This is a genomic window from Simplicispira piscis, from assembly GCF_054783455.1.
Genome location: NZ_BAAGQN010000015.1, coordinates 48,507 through 65,381 on the forward strand (window position 1 = coordinate 48,507; position 16,875 = coordinate 65,381).

The 16,875-nt window shown below is 62.9% G+C and carries 13 protein-coding genes; 3 read left to right on the plus strand and 10 right to left on the minus strand.

What is annotated here, in order from left to right; genetic code table 11:
* Nucleotides 1-9: 9 nt before the first annotated feature.
* From ACYVOC_RS09815 to ACYVOC_RS09830, 4 genes are all read right to left on the minus strand, one after another.
* Entirely contained in the window at nt 10-288 is a 279-nt protein-coding gene (locus ACYVOC_RS09815; protein ID WP_461161690.1) for a type II toxin-antitoxin system RelE/ParE family toxin, read from the minus strand.
* A gap of 111 nt (nt 289-399) precedes the next feature.
* Nucleotides 400-750, minus strand: coding sequence for an addiction module antidote protein (locus ACYVOC_RS09820; protein WP_461161691.1), 351 nt, complete (start codon nt 748-750; stop codon nt 400-402).
* The gene (locus ACYVOC_RS09825; protein ID WP_461161692.1) at nt 747-1,076 is read right to left on the minus strand and encodes a type II toxin-antitoxin system RelE/ParE family toxin; all 330 of its coding nucleotides are present in this window, start codon (nt 1,074-1,076) and stop codon (nt 747-749) included. The genes ACYVOC_RS09820 and ACYVOC_RS09825 overlap by 4 nt, the downstream gene beginning before the upstream one ends.
* An 18-nt stretch (nt 1,077-1,094) precedes the next feature.
* Entirely contained in the window at nt 1,095-2,396 is a 1,302-nt protein-coding gene (locus ACYVOC_RS09830) for a tyrosine-type recombinase/integrase (RefSeq protein ID WP_461161693.1), read from the minus strand.
* A gap of 662 nt (nt 2,397-3,058) precedes the next feature.
* Between ACYVOC_RS09830 and ACYVOC_RS09835 the strand changes: the two genes are divergently transcribed.
* From ACYVOC_RS09835 to ACYVOC_RS09845, 3 genes are read left to right on the plus strand one after another with little or no spacing between them, the layout of a single operon-like run.
* On the plus strand, nt 3,059-4,084 hold the full coding sequence (locus tag ACYVOC_RS09835) for an ABC transporter substrate-binding protein (protein WP_116004268.1): 1,026 nt from the start codon (nt 3,059-3,061) through the stop codon (nt 4,082-4,084).
* Nucleotides 4,065-4,925, plus strand: coding sequence for an ABC transporter ATP-binding protein (locus ACYVOC_RS09840; protein WP_116004269.1), 861 nt, complete (start codon nt 4,065-4,067; stop codon nt 4,923-4,925). Before ACYVOC_RS09835 ends, ACYVOC_RS09840 begins: the two co-directional genes overlap by 20 nt.
* 4 nt (nt 4,926-4,929) lie before the next feature.
* Entirely contained in the window at nt 4,930-5,757 is an 828-nt protein-coding gene (locus ACYVOC_RS09845; protein ID WP_461161694.1) for an ABC transporter permease, read from the plus strand.
* Nucleotides 5,758-6,023: 266 nt separating this feature from the next.
* Here the strand turns inward: ACYVOC_RS09845 and ACYVOC_RS09850 are convergent, their stop codons facing one another.
* From ACYVOC_RS09850 to ACYVOC_RS09875, 6 genes are all read right to left on the minus strand, one after another.
* A complete protein-coding gene (locus tag ACYVOC_RS09850) occupies nt 6,024-6,314 on the minus strand; it encodes a hypothetical protein (RefSeq protein WP_461161695.1) in 291 nt (96 codons plus the stop codon).
* A 165-nt stretch (nt 6,315-6,479) separates the two neighbouring features.
* Complete coding sequence (locus tag ACYVOC_RS09855; RefSeq protein WP_461161696.1) at nt 6,480-14,831, minus strand: PLxRFG domain-containing protein; 8,352 nt, start codon at nt 14,829-14,831, stop codon at nt 6,480-6,482.
* Between the two features lie 38 nt (nt 14,832-14,869).
* Nucleotides 14,870-15,229 carry a hypothetical protein gene (locus ACYVOC_RS09860; protein ID WP_461161697.1) on the minus strand — a complete coding sequence of 120 codons (360 nt, stop codon included), beginning with the start codon at nt 15,227-15,229 and terminating at the stop codon, nt 14,870-14,872.
* Nucleotides 15,230-15,367: 138 nt separating this feature from the next.
* Nucleotides 15,368-15,832: a hypothetical protein gene (locus tag ACYVOC_RS09865; RefSeq protein ID WP_461161698.1), complete on the minus strand. Its 465-nt coding sequence runs from the start codon at nt 15,830-15,832 to the stop codon at nt 15,368-15,370.
* Nucleotides 15,829-16,362: a helix-turn-helix domain-containing protein gene (locus ACYVOC_RS09870; protein WP_461161699.1), complete on the minus strand. Its 534-nt coding sequence runs from the start codon at nt 16,360-16,362 to the stop codon at nt 15,829-15,831. The genes ACYVOC_RS09865 and ACYVOC_RS09870 overlap by 4 nt, the downstream gene beginning before the upstream one ends.
* Nucleotides 16,277-16,720, minus strand: a complete 444-nt coding sequence (locus ACYVOC_RS09875; protein ID WP_461161700.1) for a hypothetical protein — start codon at nt 16,718-16,720, stop codon at nt 16,277-16,279. The genes ACYVOC_RS09870 and ACYVOC_RS09875 overlap by 86 nt, the downstream gene beginning before the upstream one ends.
* Between the last annotated feature and the right edge of the window lie 155 nt (nt 16,721-16,875).

Consider the following 16,875-nt stretch of genomic DNA (forward strand, 5'->3'; position numbering starts at 1 on the left):
TCTCCTGTCTCAGTGGTAGTCCTGATAGTCCACCAGTACGGCATTCACACCTTCAAATGCGAACGTCATACGCCAATTGCCATTCACGGACACCGACCAATGCCCGCTCAGGGGGCCTTGCAATGAGTGCAGACCCCAGCCGGGCAGGTTCATATCCTGGGGCTGTTGCGCTTGGTCGAGTCGGGCCAATTGCCGGGCCAGCTTAGGCGCATGGGCGGCTTGAATCCCTGCCTTGGTGCCTCGCTCGAAAAAGGCTTGAAGCCCCTTGTGACGGAATGACTTAATCACGGGTTGATTGTAGCGTATGACGATACAGATTGCGTATCACCCAGCCACCACGCGCCGCGCACCGGGAGCGGCCTTGGGGGAACTAGCCTTACGGCAGGATTGCGACCCTGCCTAGCTGGGGCGAAAAGGCCAAGCGTGCGCGTTGTCCTGGCGCGTCACAGCCAAATGCAATCCGGCAGCGCTCAATACCGCCAGGAGCGTTTTTACGGTCGGGTTTCCGTTTGGCCCCAGCGCGCGGTAAAGGCTTTCGCGCGGGATGCCTGCACGCTCTGCCACTGCTGCCATGCCTTGTGCTTCTGCCACATGGCGCAGGGCAGCCAGTAGCGCAGTTTGGCCGCCGGACTCGTCGGCTTCTTCAAGGGCAGCGGCCAGATACTCATTGGCAAAATCTGGGTCGGCTTTCAGCAGCTCCACCACGGCGGCATCGTGCGGACGGCTTGCGGGTTGCGTATTTGTGGTCATGTCGTTTTCCTTCGCTGTTGCCAGTCGTGCCAGTTCGCCAGGGCGGCGGTAATGTCGGCTTGCTGGGTGCGCTTGTCTCCACCGGCTAGCAGCAATACAAGGCGCTTTCCGGCTTGGGCGTAATACACGCGGTAGCCCGGCCCCCAATCAACGCGCAGCTCCCAAACCCCCTCGGCAATGGGTTTGCAGTCCCCAAAGTTGCCAGCGGCCATGCGGCCCACTCGCACAAGCACACGGGCCCTTGCTTGTCTGTCTGCCAGCGTGGCAAGCCACTGCGCGTATGGGTCTTGCCCACTGGGGCTCAGGTAGGTCTGCACTTCAAACATGGGTCTGTGAATTATACGTTACACCACCACACGCAGCGCACCGGGCGCGGCCTGGGCGTCAAACTGCACCCCGGCCAGGGCCAGAATGTGCGCCTCTATCTGTTCCAGAAACGGGCGCAGGGCGTCAATGCTGCGCGGCCTGTAGCCCTCGGCTGTTGCGCTTGGCTTGTGGCCCATCACTTGCGCGATAGCCCCGGCAGGTGCCCCGGCAGCCTCTCCAAGCAGCGAAAAGGAACGGCGCAGTCCGTGAATTGTCAGCCCCTCGATTGCAGCGCTTTGCAGGGCCTTTGCATGGCTGTTGCGGGTGTCTGTAATGCGCCCTGCCTTGCCCGTGCTGGCAAACACATACGGCCCCACCCTCGGCAGCGTTGCCAGCATGTGCGCCACATAGGGGCTCAGGGGAATGGTTCGGGTGCTTTCCACCTTGTCGGCAATGGTCAGCTTGCGCCACTGAAAATCCACATTCGCCCAAGTCAGTGCGGCCAGTTCTTCACGGCGGGCACCCGTCAGCAGCAAGGCGCGCAGGTAGGCGCTTGCGGTGCGGTTGCTCAGTTGCTCTACACCAGCCCACCAGCCGGGAACCTGGGCGGCTTCCAGGGCATCGGTGCGGCGCGTGTTGCTGGGCAGGCTCTCCACGATGGCGGCGGCTTTGCCTGCATCGCGGTCGGTCATGGTGCGGTATTCAGGGCGGGCACTGCACCAGCGCAGGAACCCCCGGAACATCATCAGCGCGCGGGCGGCTTGGTGTTTGCCTGACACGGCTTCGCGGTCGTACCAGCTTTTCAGCGTGTCCTCGTTCACGCCAGTCAGTGGGAGTGCCAGCAGCGGATAGAGCGGCCCCGGCCTTGTCACGCCCTGCCCTCGTTTTTTCTTTTCACCACCGGGCGCGGCCATCGCTTCCAGGTCAGCACGATAGCGGGGCTTCCATGCGTCCCTGCGCTTGGGCTTGCCGTTCGCCAGATACAGCGGCCAAACTTCGCCCACAGTCACGGCTTGCGCAGCGGCTGCGGCTTTCTTTTCTACGGCGGTGGCCAACACCTCGCGCTTCAAGTCTCGGGGGTCGTGGCCTTCGTCAATCTGGCGCTGCAGTTCGCGGGCCTTTCCTTGCGCTTGGGGAATGCTCCAGGCGTCAGGGTTGCCAATGGTGATTCGGATGGTCTTTTGCTGAAACTCACCCTGAAACACATAGGCAGGTTTTCCGGCTGGCGTTGCTCTGAGCCCCAGCCCCGGCGCGGTCACGTCCCACAGAAAGGCCTGCTTCTTGTCGGGCGGGCACTTGAACCCCGCGACCCGGCCAGCGGTGAATGCAATCTTTGCCATGTGGTGCCTCTTGCGGTCTTACATCGGCCAGGATGTAAGGGCGGATGTAAGACGATTTGCTGAAAACAACCGAATTTCAATCAACGCTTTGACTGGTTTTGCATCCAGTTATTTTATAGTAAGCTGTTGATTTGTATTGATTCTATCAGCATTAATCAACACGGCAGAATACACCTATCCCATCATTCGTAATGAGAAGGTCGGGTGTTCGATTCATCTCTCCGGCACCAAGTCAGTAAAGAAAACCCCGCTATCGAAAAGGTAGCGGGGTTTTTTGATTTTGCTGGCTGACACCCCCTCGGGCCCTGGTAGCTGCCCCCGCTTACCAGGCACAGGCAGAAACACCCCGCACGCCCGAAGACTCGACCCGGCACGAGTGCCTGCTGTGGACGCGCGACAACCGCGTGTAGGACGAATGGCCGATGAGCATGGGTGACCCCACAAGGTTCTCCCCATTTCACGGGGACAAACCTGTGGACAACCCGTGACCTGCCTACACAAGCCGTGCGCAAGTGCCCGGCTTACATGGGTTTGTGTTGCACTGCCGCAAAAACGGGCAGTCGGCTGCAGTTTGCGCGCTTGCGGTGCTACGATGCCTTGCCAGCCACTTCCCATGGGGCCTGCAGTGTGGGAAGTCAAATCAAACCAAAGGAGACACACCCATGCTCAACCGCCGCCACCTCATGGCCTCCGCACTTGCCAGTGCTGCACTACCCGGCATTGCACTGGCCCAGTCCATCGAAAAACCAAAGCTCACGATCGCGGTCGGGGGCAAAAATCTCTTCTACTACCTGCCGCTGACCATCGCCGAGCAGTTGGGTTACTTCAAGGACGAGGGGCTGGACGTCACTGTGGTCGATTTCGCGGGCGGCTCCAAAGCGCTGCAGGCCGTGGTGGGAGGTAGTGCTGATGTAGTCTCCGGTGCTTTTGAGCACACCGTAAACATGCAGTTCAAGGGCCAGCCCATGCGCGCCTTTGTACTGCAAGGACTGGCGCCGCAGGTGGTGCTGGGTATCAACCCAAAGACCATGCCCCACTACAAATCCATTGCCGATCTGCGTGGCAAAAAGATTGGTGTGACGGCGCCCGGCAGCTCCACCAACGTGATGGTCAACTACGTGCTGGCAAAGGCTGGCGTAAAACCCAGCGAGGTGAGCTTTGTGGGCGTGGGCGCCAGTAGCGGCGCGGTGGCCGCGATGCGGTCGGGGCAGATCGACGCCATCAGCAATCTTGACCCGGTCATCACGCTACTGCAGCGCTCAGGCGATCTCAAGATCGTGTCCGATACACGCATCGTGTCTGAGGCCGAAGCGGTCTTTGGCGGCCCCATGCCCGCAGCATGCCTGTATGCGCCTGTCCCCTTTGTGGAGGCGCACCCTGCCACCATACAGGCGCTGACCAACGCCATGGTGCGGGCCGACCGCTGGATCCAGGCAGCTGGCCCTGGCGATGTGATCAAGGTCGTGCCCGAAAATTATTTGCTGGGCGACCGCGCCATCTATATCGATGGCTTTCTGGCCGCGCAAAAAGCCCTTTCGCCCGATGGCATGATTCCACCCGCCGGGGCTCGCACCGCATTCCGTGCTCTGGCCAGCGTGGACCCCAAAATTGCTGCCGCAAAACTCGACCTCGATGCGGTCTATACCAACGAATTCGTCAAGAAAGCCCATGCCCGCAAGCGCGGCTGACGTGCACAACGGCCGCAACCCCAGCGGGCAACCGCCAGCGCTCACGCTCTCGGGCGTGGCTTGCACCTTCGTCAGCAAGGACGCTCCGGGCCAGCGCTATACCGCTGTTGAAAACGTGGACCTGCACGTCAGTGCAGGCGAATTCGTCAGCGTTGTGGGCCCCACGGGGTGTGGAAAAAGTACGCTGCTCAACGTGGCCGCCGGTCTGCTGGCGCCCAGCACGGGCAGCGTGACGGTGTTTGGCGAACACCTTACGACGCTCAATCGGCGTGCCGGGTACATGTTCCAGGCCGAAAGCCTGATGCCCTGGCGCACAGCACTGGCCAACGTATCGGCTGGGCTGGAGTTTCGCGGAACCCCTTCGAAGGAAGCCACCGCCCAGGCACAGGACTGGCTTGCCCGCGTAGGCCTGGCAGGGTTTGGCGACCGGTATCCACACCAGATGAGTGGCGGCATGCGCAAGCGCGCCAGCCTGGCGCAAACGTTGGTGCTCGACCCCGACATCATCCTGATGGACGAGCCGTTTTCCGCACTCGACATCCAGACCCGCCAACTCATGGAAAACGAGCTGCTTCAGCTCTGGCAGGCCAAACGCAAAGCTGTGCTCTTCATCACCCACGATCTGGACGAAGCCATTGCCATGAGCGACCGCGTGGTGGTGATGAGCGCTGGCCCCGCGTCCTATCCCATGGGCGAATTCGTGATCGATATTCCACGTCCCCGCGACGTTGCAGAAATCAAATCCACCGCACGCTTTCGCGAACTACACGCCGGCATCTGGGATGTCCTGCGCAGCGAAGTGCTCAAGGGCTATCAACAACAGTTGCAAAAGGCGACTTGAGACCATGTGGCAAACGATCAAACCGCGCGCAGCCACCATGCGTGCATGGCAGCTGGGCCTGCTGGTGCTGCTGTTCCTGTTCTGGGACGCAATGACCCGGCCTGGGTTTATTCCACCATTCATGTTCGACAACGACCGCCAGGCAGCGTTCTTCTTTGGTCAGCCTTTGGCGATTCTCGAGCGCATCTGGGACTGGTTCGTCACCGATGCCGATATTTATCGCCATCTGGCTGTCACTCTGATGGAGACTGCGATGGCCTTTGCCATTGGCGCGTGCAGCGGGCTTGCAGGCGGCCTGTGGCTCGCGCTCTCACCCACCGCATCAGCCCTGCTGGAGCCCTACATCAAAGCCTTCAACTCGATGCCGCGCATTGTTCTGGCACCTATTTTTTCGGTGTGGTTTGGCCTGGGCATGGGCTCAAAGGTGGCATTGGGCGTCACTTTGGTGTTCTTTATCGTGTTCTTCAATGTCTACCAGGGCGTCAAGGAAGTGAGCCCCGTAGTGCTGGCCAACGCGCGTATGCTGGGCGCAAGCCAGCGACAGCTGCTGCGCCACGTTTATCTGCCCAGCGCCACCAGTTGGGTTTTCAGTTCTCTGCACACTTCGGTGGGGCTGGCTTTTGTGGGCGCGGTGGTCGGAGAGTATCTGGGCTCCAGCCAGGGGGTGGGCTACCTGATCCTGCAGGCCGAGGGTACTTTTGACATCAATACCGTGATGGCAGGCATCCTGGTTCTCACCGCCTTTGCCCTGATCCTTGATGGACTGGTCGGGCGAATCGAAAAGCGGCTGCTGAAATGGCAGCCCAAGGCGGGTGAGGTGGAAAAACTCTGATGGGAGTTTTCACAACATGCGAACGCACAGATTCTGCTCCACCCAAAAAAAAGCACCCAGGCATTTCTGCGCTAAGTGCTTAATTCATAACCAAATTTTGGTGGGACGTGCGGGGGTCGAACCCACGACAAACGGATTAAAAGTCCAAGCCTCAAGCCAGCATTGGCGCGGCCTTCGGGCCGATTGGTGGGAATTTCAGCATGATTTCGACCCGCGCAAACACTTGGCCTGCGGCGACAGGTTCCCGCGCATTGACTGGGTCAGGTTCATGGCCGCATGCTGCTCGGTGGAAGTGCTATTGTGCTGATGCCCGTGTCCCGGCGCGGCGCCAGCCAGTGCACCCACAACCCCTTGAGCCAGGCCAGCGCGCACACCACCGCGACGACGAACACCCCCCACTGCCCGCTGGCCCACGTTGCCATGAACCAGAACGGCTGACTCATCAGTCCGACGATGCAGGCCCACCGCTGAAAGCGGACGCTGCGGCTTTGTGAGAGCCAAATGGCGGCGGGCCCGAGAAGGGCAATGGCGGTTTGGACGATCTGATCGGACGGCATGACCGGGATTGTGCATCACTGGATGCATCCACAGTGCAACGCAATTCCGGTTTTCTGCAGGAGTTCAACAAAATCAAGGACTTGCAAATGGTTCAGATTTGAAATCCGACCCTTAGCCACCAGACACCACATCCCGACTATTGGTCGGTATGTGCCAGCGCGCACTCAATCCTGCACCGCGAATCGCCCAGCTTCCAGCGCATCTCGCCGCTTGCCCGGCAGATACACACCCTCCTGCGCCTCCCGGATCCGCTTCTGCCGCATGTTCACGCTCTGCGCCAACTGCATCGGCAGGATCCGCCGGTTCGGGTTCTTCTCGTTGAACTTGGCCGCGGCTTCTCGCGCCTCGGCCTTGCCCTCCTCATCACCGGCCATGGCCGCCATGGCGAACTGTTCCACCAAAGCGCTGCGCCGGGCCTGTAGCACGCGGTCGTGCTGGACGATAGCGCTCTTGCCCTCGAAGGAATTGCGCACGCTCGAAGGCGAGAACCCGGCCGCCTGGCCCAGCAGCGAAGCAGCGTCCACTTCGTCCTGCACCACGATGCCGCTCTTGTCCTTGACGCCTTCGGTCTCGTAGCGCCAGGCCTTGAGCGGCCCGCGCAGCACGCTGGGCGCCATCGCCTCCAGCCCGCGCGCATAGCGCCCTTCGATCATGTCCTGCACGCCCTTGAGCACATTGATGCCAATGCCGGCCACCGGGCCCAGGGCGGCGGCCATGGCGGACTCGCCCAGGCGCTGGCCCTCCAGCCCCTCCTGCACGTCCGGGAAGATCAGCTTGTCCAGACCCACCCGGCCCGAGATGTCCCAGGGGGTCAGGCGCGAGAGACCGTGGGCCAGCACCTCTGCAGGCTTTTGCCCAAAGGTGTCGGCCAGCATGTTCTGCAGCGCTACCTGGGCATCCCAAGGCTCATCGTCGTCGCCCCCAAGCATCGAGGCGGCGGACAGCAGCGTGGTGACCATGGGCAGGCCCAGGGCCCCGGCCGCCAGTCCGTGCATAGTCAGCAGGCCGCCCAGCGCCTTGCGCGCCTGCGCACGTTCTTGCGGCGATGCGCCCTTGAGGGACTGGTGGGCGTTGCGCATCAGCGTGTAGACCATGTTCTGGCCATACTGCTTGAACAGCAGCACCACCCTCGCCACGTTCCCTTGCATCGCCCGGGGGCGGTTGTTGGAGCTGTAGTCGAAATGGCCGTCGTAGGTGGCCTGCACGGCCTGCTCGTAGGCAGCCTTGTCGCCCGCACCGGCCTCGCGCGCCAGGCGGTAGGCGGCCACGAAGGTCACCTGCCGGTTGAATTTCTCGGCGTGGTGGAACATCCAGCTGGCCGCGCGCATGACGGGCCGCAGCTTGTACGACACGTTCTGGTCCTCCCCCTGGGCGATGCCAGCCAGGTCGTGGGCCATCGTCACATCGATCACGCCCGAGCGGACCGCCTCGTCGAAAGCGGCCTTCTCCTCAGCGCTCAGGCTGCCCGTGATGTCGTTCTTTCCCCGGGCCGCTTCGCCCGAGGCCTTGAGCAGCGCGGTGCTGGCCTTCTTGAAACCCCACTTCGCACCCATCACCGGATAGGCCACCAGTGCCGTCTGCGTCAGGTTGACCATGGCCGATGCTGGCGACAGGCCCAGGTGGAAGATGAAACCCAGGCTGGTGAGCATGGTGGAAAGCCCATTCGTCTTGGGGTTCATGGCCGCATCGTGGCGCTTGACCATCTCGTCCACCACCTGCTGGGCCTTCACGGAGTCGAAGCCGCTGTCGGTAGATCCGGCGTCCACGCGGCGCTGCATCTCGCCCAGTTCGTCCTGCAGGCGGTCGCCGTAGCGCAGCTTGGCCAAGTAGCTGGCGCCGTGGAACACGTTCTGGGCGAAGGCCCGGCGCGCGTCCTGGCTGAAGCCGGCCGTGCCCTTGCGGTGGATGCCATGCTTGGCCCAGGACAGGTCGGGCAGCGAGGATAGGTACAGCTGGCCCAGGGCGTCCTCCAGCTCCGCGCGCTGCTTGGTGTCCATGCCCTGCTTGTCCAGCACGCCGTACAGCTGCTCCATGAAGCCACGGCCCACGCTGTCGCGCTCGGCCACGAAGTCCTTGGCCTTGAGCACCTTGCCCACGGCGAAGCCCTTCCCGGCGGGGAACGCCGTCACCAGTTGGCGCCGCGTGGCGTCTGCCTCGGCCATGGTCTCGGCCCGGCTGACGTTGGCCACCTTGCCCTCGGCGTCTTTGACCACCACCACGTACTGGCCAAAGCGCGCCAGAGGGAAGTACACGCCCTTGATGTGGCCGAAGAACTCGTCGTCCATGCGCTTGAGCATGGCGGCCTTGCGTTCGGAGCTGATCTCGGTGCGCTCGATGCGCTCCTTGATGGCGCTGCGCACGTCGCGCATGTGCTGGCGGTAGGTGTCGCGGGCCCGGGCGTAGACCTCCTTGGCCGCAGGCGTGAGGGCCTGGTGCTTGGCGCGCAGCCGGATCCAGTCGGTCTTGTTGTCACCCTCCACGAAATCCTTGGATGGGTCGATCTGCGCCAGGGTGGCATCGTGCATCAGCTCGGCCAGAGCGCGCTCGTCGGGTAGTTGGGCCCAGTCCTGCGCCAGTTGGTCTGCGCCGGAGCCCGCCTCGTTCTTGTCGGCGTCCATGCGCGCCATCAGGTCGCTGTAGCTGCGCAGCTCGGGGATCGTGTTGCCGTACACGTCCACCAGCTGGCGGCGCCCGAGCAGTTGCAGGCCCAGGCCACGGTAGTCGGCGGCCTTGTAGCCGGCCTGCTGTTTGAGGTTGGCCACCGTCACCGACTTCAACACATCGCCCACTCGCCCGGCCGTCGAGTTCTCGCCGGGGGAGCGGTACCGGATATCGGGATTGCTGGCGTCGAATGTTCCCTGGTTGCCGGTGGCGGACTTGATCTGGCCGGGCTGGCGGGCCATGTAGACAGTCTGGGTGCCACCGTCCCGCATCGCCACCCGGATGATCGCCCCGTCGTTCTCTGGCTTCAGCCCAGACATCAGGAGCTTGTCGGCCTCCATCATGTTCTTGGCTTCCAGCCGCACTGGGTTCTGCAGCGACAGGTACACCGGCATGATGGCCTGGGCGTCCCGTGACATGCGGGCGTAGTTCCCCGCCACCTCGGCGTTGTCGGTGAAGAAGAAACCCATGCCGGTGTTGGCGGCCCCCGTCGCGGCTCCTGCCCGGTCGCGGCTGAAGGCACTGAAGTCACCGCCAGTGCCGTGGAAGACCCGAAGCGGCTGGCCAGCATCGTCCACAGCCTTGCTGCTTCCGAACCAGTTCTGGAACGTGGGTGTGTCGGTCTGCCCGGCAGCACGGAACCGCGCACCATCCGGGCGGTCCTGGCTGAGTGGCGCCCGCCCGGCGTGCTCGATGGCCTTCAGCACAAAGCGTTCGGCCTCGTTGTAGGTCATCTTGCGGATTCGGTCAGCAAGGCCAGTCATGCCCATGCGGTCGGCAACGCTGGCGAACCAGCCGGCCAGGGCGCGCACCCGCAGGCCAAGGCCGGTACCGGCTTGCTTCTTCGCCTTCAGTTCCTGGGCCATCACCGCAAGGCCTTCCTCTATGGCCAGCGCCTCGTATTGGGCTCTCAGTTCGCTTCCTGTGTGCCCACGGTCGCGCAGGGCCTGCAGTTGCTGGGGTGCATCGGCGGCCTCTTTCTTCCACTGATTCGCGTATGCCTGAATGCGGGCGTCGCGCTTTGCCAAGTCCAGCATGGTCTGCACATAATCGGGGGCCGGCAACACATTGCGCACCCCCAGGTGGAACATCTCATGGAAAACCGTCTCGATGACAGCGTCAGCACTCCCGTGAGCGGAGGCAACGATGACGATGCGGCCCTCGCCTGGTATCGCCGCCCCCATTACGCCGTCAGGCGCATCGACCCCAAGCTCCTGGCTCCGGGTCACGATGTCGATTGGTGGCGGGTTGCTCATACCCGCAAGGGCCTGCTGCACCGCCTGCTGAGCTTCTTCAAGCGATAGGCCGCGCGCGGGCGGCTTGCTGTCGCTGGTGTTGTAAAGCACGGTCGCCCCGCCCTCTCCTTGGCGCGTCTCCACGGTCTCGAAGAACCCATCGAAGGCACCACGGATCACCGGCAGTTCACCCGCAGTGGGATATGGATAGCCCCCCTCCAGCGCGAAGGCGCTCGCTCCCACCACGTTGGCCAGATAGTCGTTGCCGGCGTTCTGGTCCTGCAGCTTGGCGATCACGTAGCTCTCGAAGGCCCGCGCCGACATCTCGGGCTTGGTGGTCCAGTAGTCCTTGGTGCGACGGTCGTCCAGCTTGCGGCTGCGCTCCTGCATGCGCGTGCGGTTGATGGCACCGTTTACCTCGCGGAAGGCAGCTCGCATTTCCTCGCGCACGCCCTCCCCGCCCTGGTCCCGCTCGGTCATGTAGGTGCCGCCGTCGCCACGCTCGCGTGAGAAGTAGTTGTCGAGGCCGTGCCACCACTCGTGCGCCAGGCTGCCCGCGCCCTCGCGCTTGGTCAGGTTGATGACCACGTTCCCACTCTCATAGTGGGCAGCTGCGGCATCCGTGCCGCCGGTGCCGCGCGCGCCGAAGGCCAGGCCAAGACGGCCACCCAACGACAGCGCCCGGGGCGGCAGGTTCAGCACAGCGGCCAGGTCCATCAGTGCGTCGTATGCCTGATTCAGATCCTGCTGGCGCCGCCCGCCTTCCACGTAGTTGCCGAACTGAACTCCCCGAAAGCCGAATTCCTCCTGGAACTGCTCAGGCGTCACATCGGCGCCCTTGCGGTAGTCCTCGCCGATGCGGGGTGCATTGGTGCCCGAGCGCACCGGCGGGATGGCCTTGTACTTGTCCAGCAGGTTTTCCAACCCGGTCTGGTTGTCGGCCAGGTACTGCCGCGCTGCCTTGATATCGGCAAAGCCCGCCTTGAGCTCGGCGACGTTGCGGCCGATCTTCTTGCCGATGAAGAACTCTCGGGCGCCGCCAGCGCGCTTGCCGTAGATCTCGAAGGCCGCGCCCTTGGCAGGCGCCCGCTCCTCGGCCAGCAGTTCCTCAGCGCGCTTCTTGAAGGCGGCAATCGCTGCCTCGCGGGTGTCGCCTTTGGCCAGCTCGCGCGGCCAGTTGCCGAAGGCACCGCCCTTGGCTTCGCGTGACACGCTCCAGATGGTGCGCGGCGGGTTGTATTCCACGCGGTCGTACATCGAGTAGCGCCCCGCAGAAAGATCGATGCCTTTCAGGGAGCGCTCGTGGCCCATGGCTTCATACAGGGCAGCCTTGTTTGTCACCTCCCGAACCCCAGCGTCTTGCGCGTCCCGCATCACGGTCTGGGCATCGGCGGCCCCGGACAGGATGTCTTCGGCAAAATCGCGCAGCGACTCCACGCGCGCGGACCAACCCTTGAGCTTCCAGGACGACTGGGGTTTGTTGGGCACGGCCTCGCGCATTGCGCGCGCCAGAGAGACAGCCTGCAGCGGTGCCCCGCCCTCCAACAGCTTCTGGTAGTCCGGCTCGGGCCATGTCTTGGACAGCGGATGCGCCTTGATGTCCAGCTCCTTGGCCTTGGCCATGCCGTCGGCATAAGCCTCCGCGTAGAGCATCTTGCGGGCGCCCTGCAGGGTCTCGCCGAAGTCCTCGATCCTGGTGGTGGACCGTGGTGCTGCACCTGAGCCCACCGCCCCGGGATTCGCTCCTGAATTGATAGCTGCTGGCGCTTTGTTAATCGCGTTTGAAACGCGATTTGAATCAGCTTCTGACCGTGGGCCAGACCTTGGGGGGCGATCCTGCTGCTGGCCACCCCCCTGACTCGGCCCCGATGCACTGCCAGCGCTTGGTTCATAAGCGCCCGCAGCTACCAATTCAGGAGCGTTTTGGGTGGTGTTCACCGTGGGGGTGGCCACCCCCACGCTGCCAATCCTGCTGGGGATGGAATCCTGCAACCGCTGCAGGGCCTGCACATCCGCGCCGTCTCGGCCCTTGGCCTGCTCGTATCCGGCCCAGGCTGCGGCACTTCCAGCATCGCTGAACGTCGGTGCACCATCAATGGGGCGGCCACCGCCCTGCCCAACCTTCACGGCCGGTTGCCAGCGACCCTCCGGCGTGCGGGTGGCTGCGCTTGGAAGATACGGGCCGTTGGCCTCGTGCAGAGCAGCCAGACTTGTGCTATTGGGCTGGGCCGCGCCGCGCCCGCTGGCCGTGCTGGGGAACTCTGCAGTTTGCGCCAGGACCTCGCGGATCGGCGCCTGCAGCCGGATCACCTTCACCGGCTCGCCGTTGGCACGCTTTGCCAGCCACTGGTGATGGCCATCCACCACGTAGCCGTCCGACGACACCAGGATGGAGCGATCGCCCCCCTGGAAGGCGCGGGCCTTCTCCACCTTGCCCGGCGCGAACTCCGCTTGCGTTGGCTTGAGGTCGTTCGCCGGCACCTCGCCGGGTCGGCTGTCGATGCCCCGGGCCTTGAGGAAGTTCACCAGGGCGCCGCGGTGCTCGGCCTTGATCTGCGGCATCTCGGCGCGTGGCACGCCCAGGGTGCCGGTCTCCGGGGCGAAGGCACTCCACTCACGGTCGATCTGCCCTGCAGCCAGGTCGGCTCCGTCCTGTCGCACACCGGCGCGCTGCGCATCGGCCGCGTCAATCTCCGCCACCACCTGGGCCAGGCGCTTGCCCTTGGGGTCGATGCCCAACTCGCGCGCAACGCGGTTGGCCTGGAGCGCGTTGGCGCGCCAGTTGCCTGCCCGATTTGCTCCCGAATTAATAGCTACTTGCGCTTGTCCTTCAAGCGACGAAGCGGTATTTTGGCCTTTTTTCTGCAGCACAAAACCCAGGCTGGAATCACCGCCTGCAGGCGCCAGCTCGTGCGTGGCACCCAACTGCTGACGCTGCAGCTCAGCCTGGGCGGCGGCTGGCGTACTGAACGGCGCGCCACCAGGTGCCGCCACTACGGCCGGAGCGGGCAGGCGCGGCACCACGTCATAGCCCCGTCCGCTGGCATGGCGCACCACCGCAGCTTGCATGCCTGCCTGATCAGCCTGGGCGCGCAATGCGTGCGCCATGTTCAACTGCAGCGGCTGGCCAGTGCGATTGATGGGCTCGGCCACACCTGCTGCCACCGGCAGGCCTTCTGGGGTGTCGGTGGTCAGGCGGCGCGGCATGCCGAGGGCACGGTCTTCCACCACGCGGCCCTCAACGTCGATCACGTTGCTCTCGTCGGCGACGCCCGGACCCGTGCGACGCACCTGCAGGTCACGGTCCGTGGCACCGAGGAACTGTGCATCCTGCACTGCCGCGCTGTCGATGGCTGTGGCCACGTTGCGTGACAGCGGGCCTGCATCCGGGTTGATGCCCATGCGCTGGCTGGGTGTTCGTGGGTCTGATTCCACCGGTTCCGCAGCCTGCTGCAATGGTTCGGCAGCCACGGGGGGCGCTGTCCTGACATCAGCACCGGTGGACTGGTAAATTTCGTCATCCGGGCTGGCCTGCGCGCGATCAGCCGCTCGGCGCGATTCCAATACGGCTCGACCATCTGGAGGTGTGGTCTGAGGCACCTCGGGTTGAACACCCTCTTCGTCTGCCAGCACACCCGATCGCACCGCGGCGGCATCTGTTGCAACCTGGCCTGCAGCGGCACGCTGCTCCTCGCGAGTTGCGTCCGCCTTGGCCTGTGCATCTGCTGCGGCCGCCTCCGCACTCTGACGGACCTGAACCTCCGCGCGCTCCTGAGCTCGGCGGCGCGCACCATCCATGGCACCGGCGCCCGCACCCATGACGCCACCACCGATACCGCCCATGGCAGCCGACAGCGCAGTGTCCTCCAGGTTCTCCGCCTTGGTGGGGTCCTTGAACGCGCCCCACTGCTCGATGACGTTCTGAGCGCCTTCGGTCGCACCCTCCTTCAGCACGCCTTTCCCAACTTCCTTGAGGACGGTTCCGGCAGCACCACCAGGCACGCCCTTGAGCACGTTGAGTGCCTTGCCCATACCCACGCGCTCCAGGGCGGTTGCAGGGATGGCTGCGGCCAGCGCACGGGTCTTGTCCTCCTGGCCGGATTCCTTCTGCTCCTGGCGGATACCACCGTATTCCTGGGTGAAGATCGGCAGCAGGCTACCCGCCACACCGCCGATGGCACCGCCAGTTGCAGCACCTGCAGGGCCAGCAACACTGCCCAGCGCTGCACCAGCCCTCGCACCTACGGCACCACCAGCAGCGGCTGCAGCAATCTGCGGCGCGAACTGCCCCACCGATTCCTTGACGGCGAGCCATGGGCTGTCCACTAGGTCACGCAGGCTGCGAATACCAGCCGGGTTGCGGTCGATGATGCCCTGGCCGGTTTCGTGCACAGCGCGCGTGACGGCGTTGGGGCCCACCACGTCCTCGGCCGCCGTGGCCGCCGTGGTGAGCATCTGGCCGCCGGTGCGTTTGATGGTGGGGATGAATCCCGGGCTGGCCTGGGCCGGCTTGCCAAGCGCCTCCTCCAAGCTGAAGCCGCCAGGATCAGCAGCGCCGCTTGGCTGGGGTTTTGGTGTGAGGCCGGCGGCCTCTTCGAAGGAGAAAGACTCGTTTGCCATCCACCAAGTCTTCCGGCCCCGGGGGTGGTGGGCAAACCCTACTGGGGCTGGTGCGGGCGCACATCATCCCTCAAAAGTCCGAGCTGTGCCATCCAACTGCGCATGTTCGAAACATCGCCCAGTCCGTACACCAGCACCCGTGACTCGTCAAAATTGCTCGGCTGTCGTGAGCGGGTCAACTGGCGGCACACGTCGTCGAGCCTAGTAAGGTGCTCCATCGCGTAGCCGTCGGCCTCAGTGACGGACACGAGTTCCCGTCGAATCAACGGCAGCTTGGGGAGCTCAAGCTGGCGACCGTAGGTAGTGCTGTTGCAGAAATCGTCGTAGAAGGCTTCCAGCTCTGCCATAGCCTTCTCGGCGCGCGCCTTGGCTTCGGGCGGCCACTGTTGTGGGGTCATCGGTAGTCTCCTGAGTTGGGATACCGAATCATGCCGCTCCGGTGCTTGCCGCGCCTGCAGCTCAATTTCGCGGCCGGGCCAGGAATCCAGTCGTAAAAAAGCCCGCACAGGGCGGGCTCGAGCGTGGGCTTCTTACGGTCATACCTTGGGCGGCTGACCTACAGATGTCCCCTCCATCTCTACGGAGGCTACTTCTTCTGATCGCACTACTCGCAATATCGGGCTGACATATTTAAACTCGCCCACAGAGAATTGAACCTGCAAACTCATCCCAACCTTAGCTGCAAAAGGAACCGCCTCGATAGGCATTGAGGCCAAAAATTGGTGCGGGACATTGTTGCCTTCTGGCGGTCCCGGAACGGTAAAACCTCCCTCGATGAGCACCTCTTCACCATCCATCAAACGTATGGAACCAGCCCGTCCAATTGCACTTGACGGAACCTCCACGACAGTGAGCGCAACAAACTTCGGCAACTCCAATTCATCGCAATTCAAGACAAGAGCAGTCTGATACACCCCAAGTGCTGAATACTTGTGATCGCGTTCATAACGGATGTCGTCACAAAACAAGGTATACGCGATCGGCTTGTTATCTTGAGTCATGCTACCGACGTGTCTTCAACGAAAGCTTCCACCAGCACTTCGAGGCTAACTCCCAACGCCTTGGAAAGAGTCACCAATGTGGGGAGCTCGGGCGTCTTAACCTTTCCATTCTCCAAGCGAGACAAGTGAGGCTGAGGTATGCCAGTGGCTGCGCAGAGCTCCTTTTGCGACATCCCTGCAGCCAATCTAAGCCCAGCTACGTTCGATACCGCGTGCGCTTGCAGAGCGTTGCCGAGATCCTTTCTCGCATCTCGGACCATTTTTTGTCCAAGCTCAGTCTTCAATAACTCAGCACGACGCGCAGAAACAGGTCGCCCTTCCTTTACCACCTGGCTTTTTGTCTCCCGCATACCAACGGTACCGCGAACAACCCTCTCAAGTTCAGCTTCCACTCCGGATGCCCGAATTGGCTTAGATAAAGCCTTGAGAGCTTCCGCATTGGCACTAGCAACGGGGGACGCGAGGGATGCCGAAATTGTCATAGTCAGCATGCACACGCTGGCCAAAATCGCTGGTTGGTTCATAGTCATCACTCCTAGGCATCAATCCCAAAATTCGAACCTTCGTGTGGTTCAGAGCGTGATGGATTCCGTAGATCACGCGCCACGGCACCAAGGCGCCATCACGACGCCAAGCTTTTAAGTAGTAGATGTTGAAACCGGCGTCCTTGGCGCTCTGCACTGGAGCAGCATTGAACCGAGGGTCAGGAATTCTTTGGAAGCGCCCCAGTGCAAGACACTCCAGAATCTGCTGACTCTCTTCAAGAAGTTCAAACAACTCATCAATGAACAAGCCATCTGCATCATCCTGATCGTAAACATCATCGAGATCTCCCTGCACCGCAGGTGACCAGCTGATCGAGTGCTTTATAACTACAGGATTATACACAGTGTTAATAACTCTTGTGGTCCGACATACTCGATCGGTTGTTGTTGCTCTTCATACACAACTGTAACAGCGCTGCAGCAGCCTCCTGGACGCTCGGTGCCGAGCGTTGCTAGAGTGCTCTCGGGAGGCTCGTTATCGCGAACATTCAGCCCTGC